17 protein-coding genes are annotated in these 18,843 nt (G+C 55.8%); 10 read left to right on the forward strand and 7 right to left on the reverse strand.

Annotated features, from left to right (window positions below; genetic code table 11):
• Positions 1–121: 121 nt before the first annotated feature.
• A complete protein-coding gene (locus tag SOM48_RS13870) occupies positions 122–1,192 on the reverse strand; it encodes an AI-2E family transporter (protein WP_313162154.1) in 1,071 nt (356 codons plus the stop codon).
• 232 nt (positions 1,193–1,424) lie between these two features.
• Between SOM48_RS13870 and umuD the strand changes: the two genes are divergently transcribed.
• On the forward strand, positions 1,425–1,805 hold the full coding sequence (gene umuD, locus SOM48_RS13875) for a translesion error-prone DNA polymerase V autoproteolytic subunit (RefSeq protein ID WP_054803874.1): 381 nt from the start codon (positions 1,425–1,427) through the stop codon (positions 1,803–1,805).
• On the forward strand, positions 1,789–3,042 hold the full coding sequence (gene umuC, locus SOM48_RS13880) for a translesion error-prone DNA polymerase V subunit UmuC (RefSeq protein ID WP_320512172.1): 1,254 nt from the start codon (positions 1,789–1,791) through the stop codon (positions 3,040–3,042). The genes umuD and umuC overlap by 17 nt, the downstream gene beginning before the upstream one ends.
• Here umuC and smrA read toward each other — a convergent pair.
• On the reverse strand, positions 3,039–3,602 hold the full coding sequence (smrA, locus tag SOM48_RS13885; protein WP_076769786.1) for a DNA endonuclease SmrA: 564 nt from the start codon (positions 3,600–3,602) through the stop codon (positions 3,039–3,041). The two genes, umuC and smrA, sit on opposite strands and share 4 nt — an antisense overlap.
• Positions 3,603–4,059: 457 nt before the next feature.
• On the opposite strand from smrA, the gene ogt reads away from it, so the two are divergent.
• The 3 genes from ogt (at position 4,060) to uspE (ending at position 6,633) form a co-directional block, all read left to right on the forward strand.
• Complete coding sequence (ogt, locus tag SOM48_RS13890) at positions 4,060–4,575, forward strand: methylated-DNA--[protein]-cysteine S-methyltransferase (RefSeq protein ID WP_094419979.1); 516 nt, start codon at positions 4,060–4,062, stop codon at positions 4,573–4,575.
• A gap of 209 nt (positions 4,576–4,784) precedes the next feature.
• The gene (gene fnr, locus SOM48_RS13895) at positions 4,785–5,537 is read left to right on the forward strand and encodes a fumarate/nitrate reduction transcriptional regulator Fnr (protein ID WP_023481718.1); all 753 of its coding nucleotides are present in this window, start codon (positions 4,785–4,787) and stop codon (positions 5,535–5,537) included.
• 145 nt (positions 5,538–5,682) lie between these two features.
• Positions 5,683–6,633 carry a universal stress protein UspE gene (uspE, locus tag SOM48_RS13900; RefSeq protein ID WP_076769784.1) on the forward strand — a complete coding sequence of 317 codons (951 nt, stop codon included), beginning with the start codon at positions 5,683–5,685 and terminating at the stop codon, positions 6,631–6,633.
• Positions 6,634–6,662: 29 nt separating this feature from the next.
• Here the strand turns inward: uspE and SOM48_RS13905 are convergent, their stop codons facing one another.
• The 3 genes from SOM48_RS13905 to pntA form a co-directional block, all read right to left on the reverse strand.
• Complete coding sequence (locus tag SOM48_RS13905; protein WP_320512173.1) at positions 6,663–7,775, reverse strand: mechanosensitive ion channel family protein; 1,113 nt, start codon at positions 7,773–7,775, stop codon at positions 6,663–6,665.
• A gap of 108 nt (positions 7,776–7,883) precedes the next feature.
• Entirely contained in the window at positions 7,884–9,272 is a 1,389-nt protein-coding gene (gene pntB, locus SOM48_RS13910) for a Re/Si-specific NAD(P)(+) transhydrogenase subunit beta (protein WP_054803873.1), read from the reverse strand.
• A gap of 10 nt (positions 9,273–9,282) precedes the next feature.
• The gene (pntA, locus tag SOM48_RS13915) at positions 9,283–10,815 is read right to left on the reverse strand and encodes a Re/Si-specific NAD(P)(+) transhydrogenase subunit alpha (protein WP_139567848.1); all 1,533 of its coding nucleotides are present in this window, start codon (positions 10,813–10,815) and stop codon (positions 9,283–9,285) included.
• Between the two features lie 492 nt (positions 10,816–11,307).
• On the opposite strand from pntA, the gene ydgH reads away from it, so the two are divergent.
• Entirely contained in the window at positions 11,308–12,252 is a 945-nt protein-coding gene (gene ydgH, locus SOM48_RS13920) for a DUF1471 family protein YdgH (protein ID WP_076769782.1), read from the forward strand.
• A 198-nt stretch (positions 12,253–12,450) separates the two neighbouring features.
• A complete protein-coding gene (locus SOM48_RS13925; RefSeq protein WP_128483039.1) occupies positions 12,451–13,833 on the forward strand; it encodes an amino acid permease in 1,383 nt (460 codons plus the stop codon).
• 2 nt (positions 13,834–13,835) lie between these two features.
• Here the strand turns inward: SOM48_RS13925 and SOM48_RS13930 are convergent, their stop codons facing one another.
• A complete protein-coding gene (locus tag SOM48_RS13930) occupies positions 13,836–14,171 on the reverse strand; it encodes a GlpM family protein (protein WP_023481682.1) in 336 nt (111 codons plus the stop codon).
• Between the two features lie 128 nt (positions 14,172–14,299).
• Here SOM48_RS13930 and rstA point away from each other — a divergent pair, with 128 nt between their 5' ends.
• The 3 genes from rstA to tus all read left to right on the forward strand — a co-directional run bounded on the left by rstA (position 14,300) and on the right by tus (position 17,339).
• Positions 14,300–15,016 carry a two-component system response regulator RstA gene (rstA, locus tag SOM48_RS13935; RefSeq protein WP_054803870.1) on the forward strand — a complete coding sequence of 239 codons (717 nt, stop codon included), beginning with the start codon at positions 14,300–14,302 and terminating at the stop codon, positions 15,014–15,016.
• A gap of 21 nt (positions 15,017–15,037) precedes the next feature.
• The gene (gene rstB / locus SOM48_RS13940) at positions 15,038–16,333 is read left to right on the forward strand and encodes a two-component system sensor histidine kinase RstB (protein WP_320512174.1); all 1,296 of its coding nucleotides are present in this window, start codon (positions 15,038–15,040) and stop codon (positions 16,331–16,333) included.
• A 76-nt stretch (positions 16,334–16,409) separates the two neighbouring features.
• Positions 16,410–17,339, forward strand: a complete 930-nt coding sequence (gene tus / locus SOM48_RS13945; protein WP_320512175.1) for a DNA replication terminus site-binding protein — start codon at positions 16,410–16,412, stop codon at positions 17,337–17,339.
• Here the strand turns inward: tus and fumC are convergent.
• A complete protein-coding gene (gene fumC / locus SOM48_RS13950) occupies positions 17,336–18,736 on the reverse strand; it encodes a class II fumarate hydratase (protein WP_288882322.1) in 1,401 nt (466 codons plus the stop codon). The genes tus and fumC overlap by 4 nt on opposite strands.
• Positions 18,737–18,843: the final 107 nt, after the last annotated feature.

Here is an 18,843-nt window from a genome sequence, read left to right on the forward strand (position 1 = left end):
TTATATTTAGCACAAGCTAAGATTTTACTCAAAGTATTTGCAATTCTTTACCGCTCGTCGAATTAATTAAACGCAGGCTAAACGAACGGCTGCCGGTTTATTTCCGGCAGCCTGTTACGTTTTATTCCGGCGGCGTATTAAGCGCATTGGCACGCGCTTCTGCCAGCAAGTTCCAGGAGGAGATAAACAGCCCTGCAATAAGTGGCCCAAGCACGAAGCCATTGATGCCAAAGAATTGCAGACCGCCAAGGGTGGTCAGCAGGATCAGGTAGTCCGGCATACGGGTATCTTTCCCCACCAGCAGCGGACGCAGCAGGTTGTCTGCCAGCCCGACTACAATCACAAAGTAGAGGGTCAGCAGCGTGGCGGTGAGCAGCTCGCCCGTGGAGTAGAGGAAGATCACAGCCGGGATCCAGATAAGCGCGGTACCGACCGCCGGGATCAGCGACAGGAACGCCATCAGCGCACCCCACAGCAGGCTGCCGCTCAGGCCAGCAAACCAGAAACCAATCCCGCCCAGCGCACCCTGCGCAATCGCTACAACCAGCGTCCCTTTTACCGTCGCGCGCGCCACACCGGCAAATTTCAGGAACAGACGGCGTTTGATTTTGGCCGACAGCGGCATCACCTCGTAGATTTTCTTCACCAGCGCGGCGCCATCTTTCAGCAGGAAAAAGAGCAGATAGACCATCAGCGAGAAGCTGATGGTTAGCCCCAGCGTCCCTTTACCGATAATCACCGCGCTGCCCGCCAGATAACGCCCGACGCTGAGCGCAACACCCGAGAGTTTTTCGCGGATCGCGTCCACCGAATCGAAATTATTTTCGCGCAGCGCATGTTTTGCCCACTCCGGCAGGTGCGCAATGCCGTTACTTAACAGCTGCGGCAGATCCGTCGCGTTAGTTTGCAGACGCTGATAGAGCGCGTTGATCTCTACCGCCAGCGACGAGAGCACGATCATCATCGGGATAAAGACGAGGATGCAGATCAGCAGCACGGTAATCAGCGAGGCGATACCGTTCCGCCCGCGCAGGAGCACGGTGAGCTTTGTGCGCAGCGGATAGAAGATCAATGCCAGGATCACCGCCCAGATAATGGCGGAGTAGTAAGGCTGGATCAGGGTGAAAAACGCCACGCTGACCAGTAATAACAAAATGGTAAAAAAGAAGTTGTTGCTCTTGAGCGTTGTCATGCGGACCGTCCAATGGAAAGATTCTCACTAAGTGTAGTGTCTTACCCTTTGATTGCAAAAGCATTAACCGGAGAAACATGCAGCCCGCCGCGCAAACGCTGAAAATGATTGTGCAAAAAATTGCCAATATCATCAGGATCTTTCAACGATCCTGCCTCCAGGGGGTTGATCCTTTCGTGCGAACAACGATACTGTATTTATATACAGTAATAATAAAAGATCGACACCCATTATGACTACCAGCGCTTTTCCGAGTCCGGCTGCGGACTACATTGAAGATGCGATCGACCTGGTGAGCAGCCTGATCGCCCACCCGTCGGCCACCTATGTAATGCGGGCTTCCAGTGACGCCATGTGCGAGGCGGCGATCCTGCCGGGTTCGCTGTTACTGGTCGATACCAGCCTGCAACCGGGCGATGGCGATATTGTTGTCGCCCGCCTGTTAAGCGGTTTTATGGTAAAGCGGCTGCGGCTGCGGCCTTATCCGCAGCTGGTGGCGGATAACCCCGCTTACCCGGCGATCAGGATCGAAGAAGAGGAAGGCGCGCATATTGTTGGCGTCGTAACGACCGTGATCACTTTGCCGCCCCGCCATCATGTACGCGCTCGTTGATGTGAACTCGTTCTATACCAGCTGCGAGACCGTCTTCCGGCCCGATTTAACCGGTAAGCCGGTGGTGGTGTTATCCAATAACGATGGCTGCGTCATCTCCCGCTCGGCTGAAGCCAAAGCGCTCGGCATTACGATGGCTGACCCCTACTTCAAGCAGAAGGCGCTAATGGAGCGTCACAATGTGGCGGTATTCAGCAGTAACTACGCACTGTATGGCGATATGAGCCATCGGGTGATGACGCTGCTGGAAGAGCTCTGCCCGGCGGTAGATATCTACAGCATCGATGAAGCGTTTGTGGATTTAACCGGCATTCCACAGCTGCGCGAGTTTGGGCGTACCCTGCGTAATGCGATTTATCAGCGCACCATGCTTACCGTCGGCGTCGGCATTGCGCCGACGAAAACGCTGGCCAAGCTGGCGAATAACGCCGCGAAAAAGTGGCCGGATGCGTCGGGCGGCGTGGTCGATCTGTCGCGCCAGTCGCAGCAGCTAAAGCTGATGGCCGCCCTGCCGGTAGGCGAAGTGTGGGGGATTGGTCGCCGTCTGAGCAAGCGGCTGGAGGCGATGGGTATTGATACCGTGCTCAAGCTGGCGCAGAGCGATTTATGGCTTATCCGTAAAAACTTCAGCGTGGTGCTGGAGCGAACGGTACGTGAACTGCGCGGCGAGCCCTGTCTTGGATTTGCCGAGTTCACACCGGCGAAGCATGAGATCATCAGCTCCCGCTCCTTTGGCGAGCGGGTCAGCGACTACGCATCGGTGCGCGAAGGCATCTGCACCTGGGCGGCGCGGGCCGCTGAAAAGCTGCGCGCGGATCGTCAATATTGCCGTTATGTCGGGGCTTTTATAAAGAGTAGCCCGCACGATGATGACGAACCTTATTACAGCAACAGTGCAGGCATTCGTTTACTGACGCCAACCCATGACACCCGCGATATTATTGCAGCGGCAACGCGTAGCCTGGATATTATCTGGAAGCAAGGGCCGAGATATCAAAAAGCGGGCGTTATGCTGGGGGATTTTTTTAGTAAAGGCGTCGCGCAACTTAATTTATTCGATGAATTTACTCCGCGTGAAAATAGCGAATCACTAATGAATGTTTTAGACATGCTTAATAAGAAGGGAAATAAATTATGGTTTGCCGGCCAGGGCATCACGCCAGGCTGGAAGATGAAGCGCTCCCTGCTCTCCCCCGCCTGGACCACACGCTTAGCGGATGTTCCGCTTGTCGGCTAGCGGCTGCGCTTGGCGTGCCGCTCCCAGTTCTCCTGCTTTGCCTGCTCGGATTTGCGCAGGGCGACATAGCATGCGCCGCTGCCGCCGTGGTGCGGCAACGCCGGGCAGAACGCCTGCACATCCTCAAACTCTGGCAGCCAGCGCGCCAGGTAGCTGCGGATGATATTGGCGTGCGAGGTCTCATCGCGCCCTTTTCCGTGAATGATCAGCACATTGCGTAGCCCATCCTTACGGCTCTGATGCATAAAGCTAAACAGCATCTGCCGGCACTGTTCGACGGGCTGGCGCAGCAGGTTCAGGCTTGCCTGCTGGGTATATTTGCCCAGCCGCAGCTTATCGAGCACGCCGACTTGTAGCCCTTCGCGGCGAAACTCCAGCGGCGTATCAAGCGCTACCGGGTCAAGAAAGCCAGTGGTCAAAAAATTATCGAGTTGCAGGGTGTCAATGCGCTGCAATGGTCGGGATTTATGGCTCGGGTGCCAGTGCACATCAGCACTGCGCTTCAGGGGTTGGACATCCTCCATGGCGTCAAGAAACAGCGATTTTTCATCCGGGTTCATGGGGCAGTCCTCCAGCAACATCTGCTGAAGTACTATAGCTGGCGCAGGAGCGCTTCTCAATGCGGCGGGCAAATTATGCGTAGGCTCAAGGTGTTATAAAAAGGGTATAACGAGGCGTTTCTTTATACCCTGAACCTTTGTTAAATAATCGTGAAATTAATCACTGATTAAAACTGGCAATAATTATTATGGCCGCTATAAATATAAAGAAGGCGCAAGGATCGCGTGCAAAAAATAAAGATTGGATGCTCAGTTTGTGTGTACTCTGGAGCCTGACGGATGTCGGCAGGCTCTATTTTTTTAATTAATAAACGTTAGTAACCTTATATTTTATCCGCCAATTAACTCTTACGTGTTATTCCCTTATTGAAGACTCAAGCTACCACCCTTTCAGGGTATGGTGAGGCGCTTTTTTGTTTGCTAAATTATCGCCGCTATTTAGTGATAAGGACGCCCGATGCTCACCCTGCTTGAAGATAAAATCTCCACCCCGCTTGGCCCGCTGTGGATCATCTGCGATGAGCAGTTTCAGCTGCGCGCCGTCGAGTGGGAAGAACATGATGCCCGGATGGTTGAACTGCTTAATATTCACTATCGCCGTGAAGGGTATCAGCGCGTGGCTTCGCAGAATCCTGGCGGGTTGAGCCAAAAACTGCAGGACTATTTCGACGGCGATCTGGCGGTGATTGATACCCTGCCGACCGCGACGGGCGGTACCCCTTTTCAACGCGAAGTGTGGCAGATGCTGCGCACCATTCCCTGTGGTCAGGTGATGCATTATGGTCAACTGGCGACAATTCTTGGGCGCGCGGGCGCGGCGCGTGCCGTGGGTGCAGCGAACGGTGCCAATCCGATCAGTATTGTTGTCCCCTGCCACCGCGTGATCGGCAGTAATGGCATGCTAACCGGCTATGCGGGCGGCGTGGCCCGTAAAGAGTGGCTGCTGCGCCATGAACGTTACTTACTATTGTGAGAAAACAGGTCTGTTTAGTATGCATTTCATGCACTTCCCTCGCTAAAGCCTTAGTGAATTGGTGGAAATTCAATAACATGAGACAAAGTAAGTCTTTACCGTTTCGTTCCACTGTTTCATTTATGGTGAATTGACGTTTTGCCAGGCTTACGTGCGCCATAAAAAGATGTTAAAATTGACCAATATCAATTACGGCGTAGAGCAGACCTATGATCCCGGAAAAGCGAATTATTCGACGCATTCAGTCTGGCGGTTGTGCTATCCATTGTCAGGATTGCAGTATCAGCCAGCTTTGCATCCCCTTTACTCTTAATGAGCATGAGCTGGATCAGCTCGACAATATCATTGAGCGTAAAAAGCCCATCCAGAAAGGTCAGACCCTGTTTAAAGCAGGCGATGAGCTGAAATCGCTCTACGCTATCCGTTCTGGCACTATCAAAAGTTATACCATCACCGAACAGGGCGATGAGCAGATCACCGGTTTCCATCTGGCGGGCGATCTGGTGGGCTTTGACGCCATCGGTACCGGCCATCACCCGAGCTTCGCTCAGGCGCTGGAGACCTCAATGGTGTGTGAGATCCCGTTCGAAACGCTGGACGATCTCTCCGGTAAGATGCCGAGCCTGCGCCAGCAGATGATGCGTCTGATGAGCGGCGAGATCAAAGGCGATCAGGATATGATCCTGCTGCTGTCGAAGAAAAACGCGGAAGAGCGCCTGGCGGCGTTTATCTACAACCTCTCCCGTCGTTTTGCGCAGCGTGGTTTCTCGCCGCGTGAATTCCGTCTGACCATGACCCGTGGCGACATCGGCAACTACCTGGGCCTGACCGTTGAGACCATCAGCCGTCTGCTGGGTCGTTTCCAGAAGAGTGGCATGCTGGCGGTGAAGGGGAAATATATCACCATCGAAAATGGCGATCTGCTCTCCGAGCTGGCGGGCCACGCCCGTAACGTTGCCTGAGTTTCACCCCCACCTTTAGCCTTTTTGCCGGGTCGTTACATTTTTCTGATTTATTGATCCGGCAAAAGGTTTCCGCTGTTTCATTCAGCTTATATGGGTTATCTTTTACTGTCAGAGAGTGGTGACAGATGTAAGGAGACCCTGTATGGCTAAGTATCAGAATATGTTGGTCGCCATCGATCCTAATCAGGACGATCAACCCGCATTACGACGTGCCGTGTATTTGCATCAACGGATTGGCGGTCGGATCAAAGCATTTTTGCCGATTTACGACTTCTCATACGAGATGACCACCCTTCTGTCCCCCGATGAGCGAACAGCGATGCGCCAGGGCGTTATCAGCCAGCGCACCGCATGGATCCGCGAACAGGCGAAATACTATATCGACGCAGGTGTGCCAATCGACATCAAAGTGGTGTGGCATAACCGTCCTTTCGAAGCGATTATTCAGGAAGTGCTCTCCGGCGGCCACGATCTGCTGCTGAAGATGACCCACCAGCACGACAAACTGGAATCAGTGATTTTCACCCCGACCGACTGGCATCTGCTGCGTAAATGCCCCTGCCCGGTGTGGATGGTAAAAGATCAGCCGTGGCCGGAAGGCGGTCGCGCTGTGGTTGCCGTTAACCTTGCCAGCGAAGAGATCTATCACAACGCGCTGAATGAGAAGCTGGTGAAAGAGACCCAGCATCTGGCTGAGCAGGTCAACCATACTGAAGTGCACCTCGTCGGTGCCTATCCTGTCACCCCCATCAATATTGCGATTGAACTGCCGGAGTTTGATCCGAGCGTCTATAACGACGCCATTCGCGGCCAGCATCTGCTGGCGATGAAAGCGCTGCGGCAAAAGTTTGGTATCGATGAGAAAATGACCCATGTCGAGAAAGGGTTGCCGGAAGAGGTGATCCCGGACCTGGCGGAACATCTGCAGGCTGGCATTGTGGTGCTTGGCACCATTGGCCGCACCGGTATCTCCGCCGCGTTTCTCGGCAACACCGCAGAGCAGGTGATCGATCACCTGCGCTGCGATTTGCTGGTTATCAAACCGGATGATTACCAGTCGCCCGTGGCACTGGATGACGACGAAGACGACTAAGCAAACAACCCGCCGCAAGGCGGGTTTTTTTATACTGCCGGTTGTTCACTCTGCGGCTCTGAGGAGGGAGTTTCAACTGCCAGCCCCCCTTTCACCACCACGCACGGTATCGCTAGCTCAATCCCTTCTGCCGCCAGCTGCTCCATGATGCGGATATTGATCTCCTGCTGAATATCCATGTAGGTGTTGTAATCCGCCGAATTAACAATGTGCACCACTTCAAAGTTCAGCCGATCGGTACCAAAGCCGAGAAAGTGGGCGCGATCGAAACGCGTATTGCCCACGTCGGTAATGATGGTTTTTACCATCTCGCCCACTTTGCGCAGCTTATCCGGCGGCGTGGTGAGCGCCAGGCCAAACGTAAAGACGATACGGCGCGTCTGCATACGCTTGTAGTTATGCAGCGTTTGCTGCAACAGAATGGCGTTACCGCAGACAATCTGCTCCCCGCTCAGGCTGCGAATACGGGTGGTTTTGAGACCAATATGCTCAATGGTACCGGCAACGTCGCCGAACACCACAAAGTCGCCGATCTCGAAGGGTTTATCGAAGCCGATGGAGAGCGAGGCAAAAACATCGCTCAGAATGGTTTGCACCGCCAGCGCAATGGCGATACCGCCCACCCCGAGGCTGGCCACCAGCGCGGTAATATTGACGCCGACATTCGCCAGGATCGACAGCAGCATCATCGTCCAGAGCATCATGCGCAGCAGCAGACCGGCAATCACCATGGTGACCGGGTTTTTGCTGGTATTGGGGGAGTACATCAGGTGGCGCATCCACGACACCACGCCCTGATCAAGCCAGAGCGCAATCTGGATCGCCAGCACTAAAAACCAGGCGTGCCCGAGGGTTTTAAAGAGGTGGTCGGGAAGGTCGACGAAGCGCAGGCTGAAGAGTAATGCCGCGACAAAGAGCAGGAATCTGCTGGTGCGGCTGAGCATATCCACCACCACATGCTGCAATGTGCCGACGCCGCCCTGCTTTTCACTCCAGCTACGCGCGCCTTTCAGCACCGTTTTCAGTAAGTGGGTGAAGAGCCAGTAAACCACCAGCGTCACAATCACCACCGTACCAAGACCAATCCAGAATGAGGGCATCATCAAGATGGATATAAAGTCAAAACGTGACAAAAACGTCATCCTTCCTCCTTATAAAAAAGATCAAGCAAGAAGTATAGACGCTCTGACCAGCCTTACTGCGGGCAAAAAAATACCGCTCCGAAGAGCGGTATCGTTAAGCAGTAAACCTTACAGCGCTTTGAGAATGGCATCGACGCTGGCTTTGGCATCGCCAAACAGCATCTGCGTATTCTCTTTGAAGAAGAGCGGGTTCTGCACGCCGGCGTAACCGGTGTTCATTGAACGTTTAAAGACAATCACGTTCTGCGCCTTCCACACTTCCAGCACCGGCATACCGGCGATGGGGCTGCGCGGATCGTCCTGCGCCGCCGGGTTAACGGTGTCGTTCGCGCCAATCACCAGCACCGTGTCGGTATCGGCGAAATCATCGTTGATCTCATCCATCTCCAGCACGATGTCATACGGCACTTTCGCTTCCGCCAGCAGCACGTTCATATGGCCCGGCAAGCGCCCGGCAACCGGGTGAATACCGAAACGCACTTTCACGCCGCGGGCGCGCAGTTTTTCAGTAATTTCCGCTACCGGATACTGCGCCTGCGCTACCGCCATCCCATAGCCCGGAGTGATGATCACCGAGTGGGAGTTTTTCAGCAGTTCCGCCGTCTCTTCAGCGTTGATTTCGCGGTGCTCGCCCGCTTCCTCTTCGCTACCGCTGGAAGAGCCGTCGGTGCCAAACCCACCGGCAATCACGCTGATAAAGGAGCGGTTCATCGCCTTACACATAATGTAGGAGAGGATTGCCCCGGACGAACCAACCAGCGCACCGGTGACGATCAGCAGGTCGTTGCTGAGCATAAAGCCCGCCGCCGCCGCCGCCCAACCGGAGTAGGAGTTAAGCATCGAGACCACGACCGGCATATCCGCGCCGCCAATCGACGCCACCAGATGCCAGCCAAATACCAGCGCAATGATGGTCATCAGCAGCAGCGCCAGCACCTGCAGGCCAACGCTTTCGGTACGTACAAACACCAGCAGCAGCACAAAGGAAACCACCAGCGCGGCGAGGTTCATCTTGTGACGATTCGGCAGCATCAGCGGCTTCGAGGAGATTTTCCCACGCAGCTTACCAAATGCCACAATCGACCCGGTGAAGGTGACGGCACCGATAAAGATACCGATAAATACTTCGGTGAGATGAATATTGACCAGCACCGGATCCATACCCGGGTTGTGGTCGAGATAGCTGTTGAAGCCCACCAGCACCGCCGCCAGGCCAACAAAGCTATGCAGCACTGCGACAAGCTCCGGCATTTCGGTCATTTCGACGCGCTTCGCCAGACGCATACCGATTGCGCCACCGATGATCATCGCCAGCAGGATCCACGCGACGTTGCCAGCATCCGGACCAAAGATGGTCGCCACCAGCGCGATCGCCATCCCGGCGATACCGAAGTTGTTACCCTGCTGGGAGGTCTCATGCTTTGAAAGCCCCGCCAGGCTGAAAATAAACAGGATCGCGGCAACAATGTATGCAGCTGTAACTAATCCACCAGACATTTGTTACCCCTTAGTTCTTCCGGAACATTTTCAGCATGCGCTGAGTGACGGTGAAACCACCAAAAATATTGATACTGGCAATCAGCACCGCGATAAAGCTGAAGAAGCTGACCCAGCCGCCGTGCCCCATCTGTAGCAGCGCCCCGACGACAATAATGCCGGAGATGGCATTGGTGACCGACATCAGCGGCGTATGCAGCGCATGGGAGACGTTCCACACGACGTAGAAGCCCACCACACAGGAGAGCGCAAACACGGTGAAGTGACCGAGGAACTCTTTCGGTGCGACATCGGCAAGCCAGCCAAACAGCACAATCGCCAGCGCCATCAGCGCATATTTACGCCACGGTGAAGCCGGTGTCGGCTCCTCTTTCGGCGCAGCGGGGGCCGCTTTCGGTGCGGCCTGCGGCTGGGCAGAGACCTGAATCGGCGGTGCCGGCCAGGTCACTTCACCTTCACGCACCACCGTTACGCCGCGCACCACCACGTCGTCGAAGTTAACCACTACGTTGCCATCTTTCTCAACGCAGAGCAGTTTCAGCAGGTTAACCAGGTTGGTGCCATAGAGTTGTGACGACTGAGTCGGCAGGCGGCCCGGGAGATCGGTGTAGCCAATCACTTTGACGCCGTTGGCGGTAGTGGTGACCTGGTTCGGCACGGTATATTCGCAGTTACCGCCGTTTTGCGCCGCCAGATCGACAATCACGCTGCCCGGCTGCATGGAGTCAACCATCTCGCGGGTGATCAGTTTCGGCGCCGGTTTGCCCGGAATGAGTGCCGTGGTGACGATGATGTCGACCTCTTTCGCTTGCGCGGCAAAGAGCTCCATCTCCGCTTTGATAAAGGCTTCCGACATCACCTTCGCATAGCCGTCGCCGCTGCCCGCTTCCTCTTCAAAATCAAGCTCGAGGAACTCGGCGCCCATACTTTGCACCTGCTCCTTCACTTCCGGGCGGGTATCGAAGGCGCGGACAATCGCGCCAAGGCTGTTGGCCGCACCGATGGCGGCAAGGCCGGCAACGCCTGCGCCAATCACCATCACTTTGGCTGGTGGCACTTTACCGGCGGCGGTGATCTGCCCCGTAAAGAAGCGGCCAAACTCGTGAGCGGCTTCGACAATGGCGCGATAACCAGCGATATTCGCCATCGAGCTCAGCGCATCCAGCGACTGGGCGCGCGAGATGCGCGGAACGGAGTCCATCGCCATCACCGTGACGTTGCGTGCCGCCAGCGTCTCAATCAGCGCCGGGTTTTGCGCAGGCCAGATAAAGCTCACCAGCGTTGTGCCCGGATTGAGCAGTGCAATCTCCTCCTCCAGCGGCGCGTTCACTTTCAGGATCACATCTGAATGCCAGACATTATCGCTATCGACAATGGTCGCGCCCGCCTGGGCAAACGCCTCGTCGTCAAAACTTGCCAGCTTGCCCGCGCCGCTCTCAATCGCGACGGTGAAACCCAGTTTTAGTAGCTGCTCGACCGTTTTCGGCGTCGCGGCCACGCGGGTTTCATTGGCCAACCTCTCTTTAGGTACACCAATACGCATAGTTTTCCCTTCCATCGGTTTTAGTTGATGGTTTGTCCGTTTTTCGCGGTGGCTAATTAACGCCGTGCGGAAAATAAAACAGTAACAAACTTTCTATAACCTACTGAAAATAACGCCTGCGATCCACCGTCAGAAAAGCGAAATGCTGCACTAATCCGCGAAAATTAAGCGCTGAAGCGGGCTGGCAGGGTTATTTGACTTAAATTAACGTGGAAAGGCTGATATTCCGCTTAAGCGAAGCGGCAAAACATGATTTATCTCCGCCCCACCATCCCTTTTAACATTACATTAACTTTAAAAACTCATAACCTTTATCACTTTTGCTGGTCAAGGGGCTATTTTTTCAACATATCACCAAAGGTTATGGTTTATCCCCCTGGCCGCGCACACTCTGTAAAAAATGACGCAGACAGTCGCGCGGTTTAAATGCAATAATCACCAACGTTTTATTAATAACAACTTATGGTTTGCGCAAGGCGAAGGATTATTTTTATGAAGCTCAAGTACACCCTCCTGGCGTCAGCACTTCTGTCCGCAACCGCGTTTACTGCTAACGCCGCGACAGAGTTAACACCGGAGCAAGCCGCTGCGGTGAAGCCTTACGATCGCATCGTGATTACCGGACGTTTTAACGCGATTGGCGATGCGGTTAACGCCGTCTCCAAACGCGCAGATAAAGAAGGCGCGGCCTCTTTTTATGTCGTTGACACCTCTGATGCCAATAACAGCGGCAACCAGCGCGTCACCGCCGATCTCTATAAAGCTGATGCGGCGAAAGCAGACAAGCCGACCTATCGTGTGATCAATGGCGTAACCGAATATCCAAAAGATAAAGCCATTGCGCTCGAGCCTTACGATACCGTGACGGTGCAGGGTTTCTACCGCACCCAGCCGGAAGTTAACGACGCTATCAGCAAAGCGGCGAAAGCCAAGGGCGCGGATGCGTTCTATATCGTGCGCCAGGTTGATGCCAACCAGGGCGGCAACCAGCTGATTACGGCCTTCATCTATAAAGCCAATGCGAAAAAACGCGTAATTCAGAGCGCAGACGCCATCCCACGCAACTCCGAAGCGGGCCGTGCCGCGCTGGCGAAAGGCGGTGAAGAAGCGAAGCGTGTTGAAATTCCAGGCGTAGCGTCAGACGCCACCGCAGGCGTCGGCGTCGGCCGTTTCTTTGAAACGCAATCCTCTACCGGTGGTCGTTACAGTGTCACGCTTCCGGACGGTCAAAAGATTGAAGAGCTGAATAAAATCACCGCCGCGCAGATGGTGCCTTTCGACAGCGTTAAGTTCACCGGCAACTATGGCAACATGACTGAAATCTCTTATCAGGTCGCCAAACGTGCCGCCGCAAAAGGCGCGAAGTACTATCACATCACGCGTCAGTGGTCTGAAAGCGGCAACAACATGACCATCAGCGCCGACCTCTATAAATAAGGCGTCGCTCAGAGAAAAGGCGGCTTAGAAAGCCGCCTTTTTTTTCAGTTTTATCTACTTTTTCACAAAATTCCCCTCGCCCTCATTGCATGCCCTGACGACTCTCCGTAAAATTCCGCGCCTTAGTGATATCCACCATATTTATGCGCTCCGGCAAAATAATTATTCTGGATGAGTTGCTTTTTTGACAGGATAACAATGGAAAAGAAACTTGGCCTTAGCGCTTTAACTGCGCTGGTCCTGAGCTCAATGCTTGGTGCGGGCGTCTTCAGCCTGCCGCAAAATATGGCGGAAGTCGCCAGCCCTGCCGCGCTGATTATCGGCTGGCTGATCACCGGCGTCGGCATCATCCTTCTCGCCTTCGCCATGCTGATCCTGACCCGCATCCGCCCGGATCTCGATGGCGGTATCTTCACCTATGCCCGCGAAGGCTTTGGCGAGCTGATTGGTTTCTGCTCCGCCTGGGGCTACTGGCTATGCGCAGTGATTGCCAATGTCTCCTATCTGGTGATCGTCTTCTCCGCCCTCAGTTTCTTCACTGACAGCCCGTCATTGCGGCTGTTTGGCGATGGCAACACCTGGCAGTCGATTGTCGGTGCCTCTGCGCTGCTGTGGATTGTTCATGCGCTGGTGCTGCGCGGCGTGCAAACCGCAGCGAGCATCAACCTGGCGGCAACGCTGGCGAAACTGGTCCCGCTCGGGCTGTTTGTCGTGCTGGCGGCGCTGGCCTTCAACCTCGATAAATTCTCCCTCGACTTCAGCGGCGTAGCGCTCGGCGTGCCGGTGTGGGAGCAGGTGAAAAACACCATGCTGATCACCCTGTGGGTATTTATCGGCGTGGAGGGCGCGGTGGTCGTCTCTGCCCGCGCGCGTAACAAACAGGATGTGGGCCGCGCGACGCTGCTGGCGGTGCTGGCGGCACTGACGGTCTATCTGCTGGTTACACTGCTCTCTTTAGGCGTGGTCGCGCGTCCGGAACTGGCAGAAATGCGCAACCCGTCGATGGCCGGGCTGATGGTGAAACTGCTGGGCAGTTGGGGCGAAGTGGTGATCGCGACGGGGTTAATTATCTCCGTGTGCGGTGCCTACCTGAGCTGGACCATTATGGCGGCGGAAGTGCCGCTGCTGGCGGCAACGCATAAAGCCTTCCCGCGTATCTTTGCGCACCAGAACAAACAGAGCGCGCCTGCGGCCTCGCTGTGGCTGACCAACGCCAGCGTGCAGATCTGCCTGGTGCTGATCTGGCTTACCGGCTCGGATTACAACACTCTGCTGACCATTGCTTCAGAGATGATCCTCGTGCCCTATCTGCTGGTTGGCGCTTTCCTGCTGAAAATCGCGCGCCGTCCGCTGCATCGGATGGTCGCCGTTGGGGCCTGCCTCTACGGTTTATGGCTGCTCTATGCCTCCGGCCCGATGCACCTGCTGCTCTCGGTGGTGCTCTATGCCCCCGGTCTGCTGGTCTTTATCTATGCCCGCAGCACCCATAGCGAAACCATCTCGCTGATGCAGCGCGAAAAAGTGCTGATTTTCCTGCTGCTGGTTGCCGCCCTGCCCGCCACCTGGATGCTGGTGCGCTGAGATCAGTGCAGGCGACTCCAGCAGTAGATTAACAGCCAGGCGCTGAGGCTCCAGCAGATCACCGCACAGCCCAGCGCCGGCCCTACCCGCATAAAAGCGGTGAAGTACCAGAGTGAAAGCAGATAGAGAAAGTAAGGGATGATCGCCCACATGCCAAAGATAATGGTGGTGCGCAGCGCCTCGACACCGCGCTCGGTGGCGACAATATAGTGCGCAATCATGGCAAAGGTAGGAAAGAGCGGGATTAATCCGGCTATATAGTAGTTTTTTGTCTTCGCCAGCAGACCAATCAGCACTACCACCAGCGCGCCAATCGCTGCCTTCATCAGCAAGCCCATCATTTTTCCCGTTAACACTTCAACAACATAGACCGCCAGCATAGCGGAAGCGCGCTCGTTTAGAAAAGAGTAATGGCAGGTTCTATCAAGGCGGTGTATGTTGACGTTTTTGCTCATCATGATGGCTTATGAATAAGATCGTTTTTGTAGAAGACGACCCGGATGTGGGTGCCCTGATTGCCGCATACCTTGGCAAGCACGATATGGATGTCATTGTCGAGCCGAGAGGCGATCGCGCGGAAGAGGTGATCGCGCGGGAAAACCCGGAGCTGGTGCTGCTCGATATCATGCTGCCAGGCAAAGATGGCATGACCCTGTGCCGCGATCTGCGCAAACAGTGGAACGGGCCGATTGTGCTGCTGACCTCCCTTGATAGCGATATGAACCATATCCTGTCGCTGGAGATGGGCGCTAACGACTATATTCTGAAAACCACCCCGCCCGCCGTGCTGCTGGCGCGGCTACGGCTCCATCTACGCCAGCGCAGCGCCGCGGCCGCCGAGCCTGCGGTGCCGTCGCTGAAACAGCATAAAACCATTACCTTCGGCACACTGTCGATTGACCCCGTTAACCGCCAGGTTCTGCTGGCAGGCGTTGAAGTGGCGCTCTCAACCGCTGACTTCGATCTGCTGTGGGAGCTTGCCACCCACGCGGGGCAGATTATGGATCGCGATGCGTTGCTGAAAAACCTGCGCGGCGTAAGCTACGACGGGATGGATCGCAGTGTTGATGTGGCGATTTCGCGCCTGCGTAAAAAGCTCCTCGACAGCGCCACTGAGCCCTATCGTATTAAAACCGTCCGTAACAAAGGCTATCTGTTTGCTCCCCATGCGTGGGACAACTGAAATCCGTAACCAGGTGTCACGATGAAAAAGCTGTTCGTCCAGTTTTACCTTCTGCTGTTCGTCTGCTTTCTGGTGATGACGATGCTGGTCGGTCTGGTCTACAAATTTACCGCCGAGCGCGCCGGTCGCCAGTCTCTCGACGACCTGATGAAAAGCTCGCTCTACCTGATGCGCAGCGAACTGCGTGAAATCCCGCCTCACGAGTGGGCAAAGACCTTAAAAGAGCTCGATCTTAATCTCTCGTTCGATCTGCAGGTCGAGCCGATGAACAAGTTCAACCTCGATCCGGCTGCTGCCCAGCGTCTGCGCGAGGGCGATATCGTCGCACTTGATTCGGAATACACCTTTATCCAGCGCATTCCGCGCAGCCACTATGTGCTGGCGGTCGGCCCGGTGCCCTATCTCTTTTTCCTGCATGAAACGCGGCTGCTGGATATGGGGTTAATGGCGCTGATTGCCATCTCGCTGGCCTTCCCGGTCTTTATCTGGATGCGGCCACACTGGCAAGAGATGCTGCGGCTGGAGTCCGCCGCACAGCGTTTTGGCGAAGGCCATCTTGAGGAGCGCATCCACTTTGATAGCGCCTCCAGTTTCGAACGGCTCGGCATCGCTTTTAACCAGATGGCGGACAATATCAACGCCTTAATCGCCAGTAAGAAGCAGCTGATTGACGGTATCGCCCATGAATTGCGTACGCCGCTGGTCAGGCTGCGTTACCGGCTGGAGATGAGCGATAACCTCAGCGAGGCGGAGCACACCGCGCTGAACCGCGATATCGGGCAACTGGAGGGGTTGATTGAGGAGTTGCTGACTTACGCCAGACTCGATCGCCCACAGACGGAATTGCAGCTGACGACGCCGGTTCTGCCCGCCTGGTTCAGCAGTTATCTCGATGATGCGCGCAGCATGAACCCGCAACACAGCTTGCTGCTCGACTGCCAGGCTGGTGACGAGTATGGCGCGCTCGATATGCGCCTGATGGAGCGCGTGCTCGATAACCTGGTGAATAATGCCCTGCGCTACAGCGAAGGGACGATTAAGGTGACGTTGCAGCGTCAGGGCTCGCTTGCCAGCATGACGGTGGAAGACGATGGCCCCGGTATCGCACCAGCTGAACGGGAGCGTATTTTCGAACCCTTTGTGCGCCTCGATCCGAGCCGCGATCGCGCCACCGGCGGCTGCGGCTTAGGGCTGGCGATTGTCCACTCCATCGCCCAGGCCTTTGGCGGCAGCGTCAGTTGCGGCGAGAGCGAGCTTGGCGGCGCGAAATTTACCTTCCAGTGGCCGATCTACCATAACCTTCCGCTTCCTGTTTAACCCTTCAACGCACAGTGGCTAATGCCCGGCTCCTGTGCTATAAACCATGAGTATGTTGTAACTACAGGAGCGCAAAATGGCTGCGTTAGATCTGATTGACCGTCTGAACAGCACCTTTCGCCAGCTGGAGCGAGAGCTGGCGGCACTGAAGGCTGAACTGAGTGAGTGCCGCCTGATGGTCGCCCGCGTCTTTACCCTGCCGGCAATTGCCAAAGGGGCCGAGCACGATCCGCTCCCGACCATCGCGGTGAAGCAGCATATCGGCAAAGCGGCGGCCGGCCTCGCGCTCAACCATTACACCCACCTCTTTATTCAGCAGCAGTCGGAAAACCGCAGCAGTAAAGCCGCCGTGCGGCTGCCCGGCGTGGTCTGTTATCAGGCAAGTGACGCGATGTTGCAGGTGCTGGAAGCGCGCATTAAAACGATTAATTCACTCAAGCAGGCGTTTGAAAAGATCGTCACGGTTGAATCCGGGCTGGCGCCCACGGCCCGCTTCGAGTGGGTGCACCGCCATCTGCCGGGGCTTATCACCCTCAATGCCTACCGTACGTTAACACTGCTGCGCGCACCGGCGACCATCCGTTTCGGCTGGGCCAATAAGCACATTATTAAAAATTTCACCCGCGATGAGGTGCTGGCACAGCTGGAGAAGAGCCTAAAATCACCGCGCGCAGTGGCAGGCTGGAGCAGAGATGAGTGGCTGGCGCGCGTTCAGCAGGAGTACAACGATATCGCCGCCCTGCCGCAAAAAGCGCGATTGAAGATCAAACGCCCGGTGAAGGTACAACCTATCGCCCGCGTCTGGTACGCCGGCTCGCAAAAACAGGTGCAGCACGCCTGCCCGACGCCGATTATCACGCTGATCTCGGAGGAGAATGGCGGCGCGGTGCCGGACGTCGGCGAACTGCTGGACTACAACGCCGATAACATTCAGCACCGCTACAAACCGCAGGCGCAGCCGTTAACCCCGATTATTCCCCGGCTGCACCTCTACGTGGCGGATTAGGCAGGCTTCATGCTGCCGACCATCGATTCCGGCCGTACCCAGTTGTCAAACTCGGCTTCCGTCAGGTAGCCGAGCGCCAGCGCCGAGGCTTTCAGCGTCAGCCCCTCTTTATGCGCCTTCTTGGCAATCTCCGCCGCTTTGTCATAGCCAATATGGGTATTGAGGGCAGTCACCAGCATCAGCGACTCATTCAGCAACTGATCGATACGCTCCCGGTTTGGCTCAATGCCAACCGCACAGTGCTCATTGAAGCTCTCCATGCCATCCGCCAGCAGGCGAATCGACTGCAGGAAATTATGGATCACCATCGGGCGGAAGACATTAAGCTCAAAGTTACCCGAGGCACCGCCCATATTCACCGCCACGTCATTACCCAGCACCTGGCAGCAGAGCATGGTCATCGCTTCGCACTGGGTCGGGTTCACTTTGCCCGGCATGATGGAGCTGCCCGGCTCATTTTCCGGGATCGAAATTTCGCCGATCCCGCAGCGCGGGCCGGAGGCGAGCCAGCGCACGTCGTTGGCGATTTTCATCAGCGACGCCGCCAGCCCTTTTAACGCGCCGTGGGCATGCACCAGCGCATCGCAGGTCGCCAGCGCTTCAAATTTGTTCGGCGCGGTAATGAACGGCTGCTGCGTAAAGCTTGCCAGCTCTTTTGCCACCCGTTCGGCATATTCCGGATGGGTATTCAGCCCGGTACCTACCGCCGTGCCGCCCAGCGCCAGCTCGCCGAGATGCGGCAGGCTCTGTTCGATATGTTTAAGATTGTGCTCAAGCATCGCTACCCAGCCGGAGATCTCCTGGCCGAGAGTCAGCGGCGTTGCATCCTGCAGATGGGTACGGCCAATTTTGACGATATCGGCAAAGGCGGTGGCTTTTTCGCTGAGGGTCTTTTTCAGCACCTGAAGCTGTGGGATAAGCTGCTCGCGCACGCCAATCACCGCCGCGACGTGCATCGCCGTCGGGAAGACATCGTTGGAGCTCTGGCTCTTGTTGACGTCATCATTGGGGTGGATTTTGCGCGCCATACCGCGCTCGCCGCCGAGGATCTCGCTGGCACGGTTTGCCAGAACCTCATTCATGTTCATGTTGCTCTGGGTGCCCGATCCGGTCTGCCAGATCGCCAGCGGAAACTCTTCAGGATGTTTTCCGGCCAGCACCTCATCGGCCGCCGCCATAATCGCACGCGCCTTCTCTTCCGGCAGCAGCCCCAGATCCTGGTTCACTTTTGCCGCCGCGCGTTTGGTCAGCGCCAGGGCGTGGATCAGCGAGACCGGCATCTTCTCTGTTGAGATACGGAAATGCTCAAGCGACCGCTGGGTCTGCGCGCCCCACAGCTTATCTGCCGGGACGTCAATCGCGCCCATCGAATCTTTCTCACTGCGATGCGTTGTCATTACTCTCTCCTTGGGTACAAAGTGATAGGGTTTTCGACTGGCTCACTTGCAAACAGGTAAAAGTATTGATGCTTTTTAGAATGTTGTTGTGAAGTTCGTGCTTTATA

This window comes from Kosakonia sp. CFBP8986, assembly GCF_034044935.1.
GTDB lineage: Bacteria > Pseudomonadota > Gammaproteobacteria > Enterobacterales > Enterobacteriaceae > Kosakonia > Kosakonia cowanii.

Coding starts and splice junctions, on each gene's coding strand:
- SOM48_RS13870 (WP_313162154.1), bottom strand. CDS start 1,192: ATGACAACGCTCAAGAGCAACAACTTCTTTTTTACCATTTTGTTATTA.
- umuD (WP_054803874.1), top strand. CDS start 1,425: ATGACTACCAGCGCTTTTCCGAGTCCGGCTGCGGACTACATTGAAGAT.
- umuC (WP_320512172.1), top strand. CDS start 1,789: ATGTACGCGCTCGTTGATGTGAACTCGTTCTATACCAGCTGCGAGACC.
- smrA (WP_076769786.1), bottom strand. CDS start 3,602: ATGAACCCGGATGAAAAATCGCTGTTTCTTGACGCCATGGAGGATGTC.
- ogt (WP_094419979.1), top strand. CDS start 4,060: ATGCTCACCCTGCTTGAAGATAAAATCTCCACCCCGCTTGGCCCGCTG.
- fnr (WP_023481718.1), top strand. CDS start 4,785: ATGATCCCGGAAAAGCGAATTATTCGACGCATTCAGTCTGGCGGTTGT.
- uspE (WP_076769784.1), top strand. CDS start 5,683: ATGGCTAAGTATCAGAATATGTTGGTCGCCATCGATCCTAATCAGGAC.
- SOM48_RS13905 (WP_320512173.1), bottom strand. CDS start 7,775: ATGACGTTTTTGTCACGTTTTGACTTTATATCCATCTTGATGATGCCC.
- pntB (WP_054803873.1), bottom strand. CDS start 9,272: ATGTCTGGTGGATTAGTTACAGCTGCATACATTGTTGCCGCGATCCTG.
- pntA (WP_139567848.1), bottom strand. CDS start 10,815: ATGCGTATTGGTGTACCTAAAGAGAGGTTGGCCAATGAAACCCGCGTG.
- ydgH (WP_076769782.1), top strand. CDS start 11,308: ATGAAGCTCAAGTACACCCTCCTGGCGTCAGCACTTCTGTCCGCAACC.
- SOM48_RS13925 (WP_128483039.1), top strand. CDS start 12,451: ATGGAAAAGAAACTTGGCCTTAGCGCTTTAACTGCGCTGGTCCTGAGC.
- SOM48_RS13930 (WP_023481682.1), bottom strand. CDS start 14,171: ATGGGCTTGCTGATGAAGGCAGCGATTGGCGCGCTGGTGGTAGTGCTG.
- rstA (WP_054803870.1), top strand. CDS start 14,300: ATGAATAAGATCGTTTTTGTAGAAGACGACCCGGATGTGGGTGCCCTG.
- rstB (WP_320512174.1), top strand. CDS start 15,038: ATGAAAAAGCTGTTCGTCCAGTTTTACCTTCTGCTGTTCGTCTGCTTT.
- tus (WP_320512175.1), top strand. CDS start 16,410: ATGGCTGCGTTAGATCTGATTGACCGTCTGAACAGCACCTTTCGCCAG.
- fumC (WP_288882322.1), bottom strand. CDS start 18,736: ATGACAACGCATCGCAGTGAGAAAGATTCGATGGGCGCGATTGACGTC.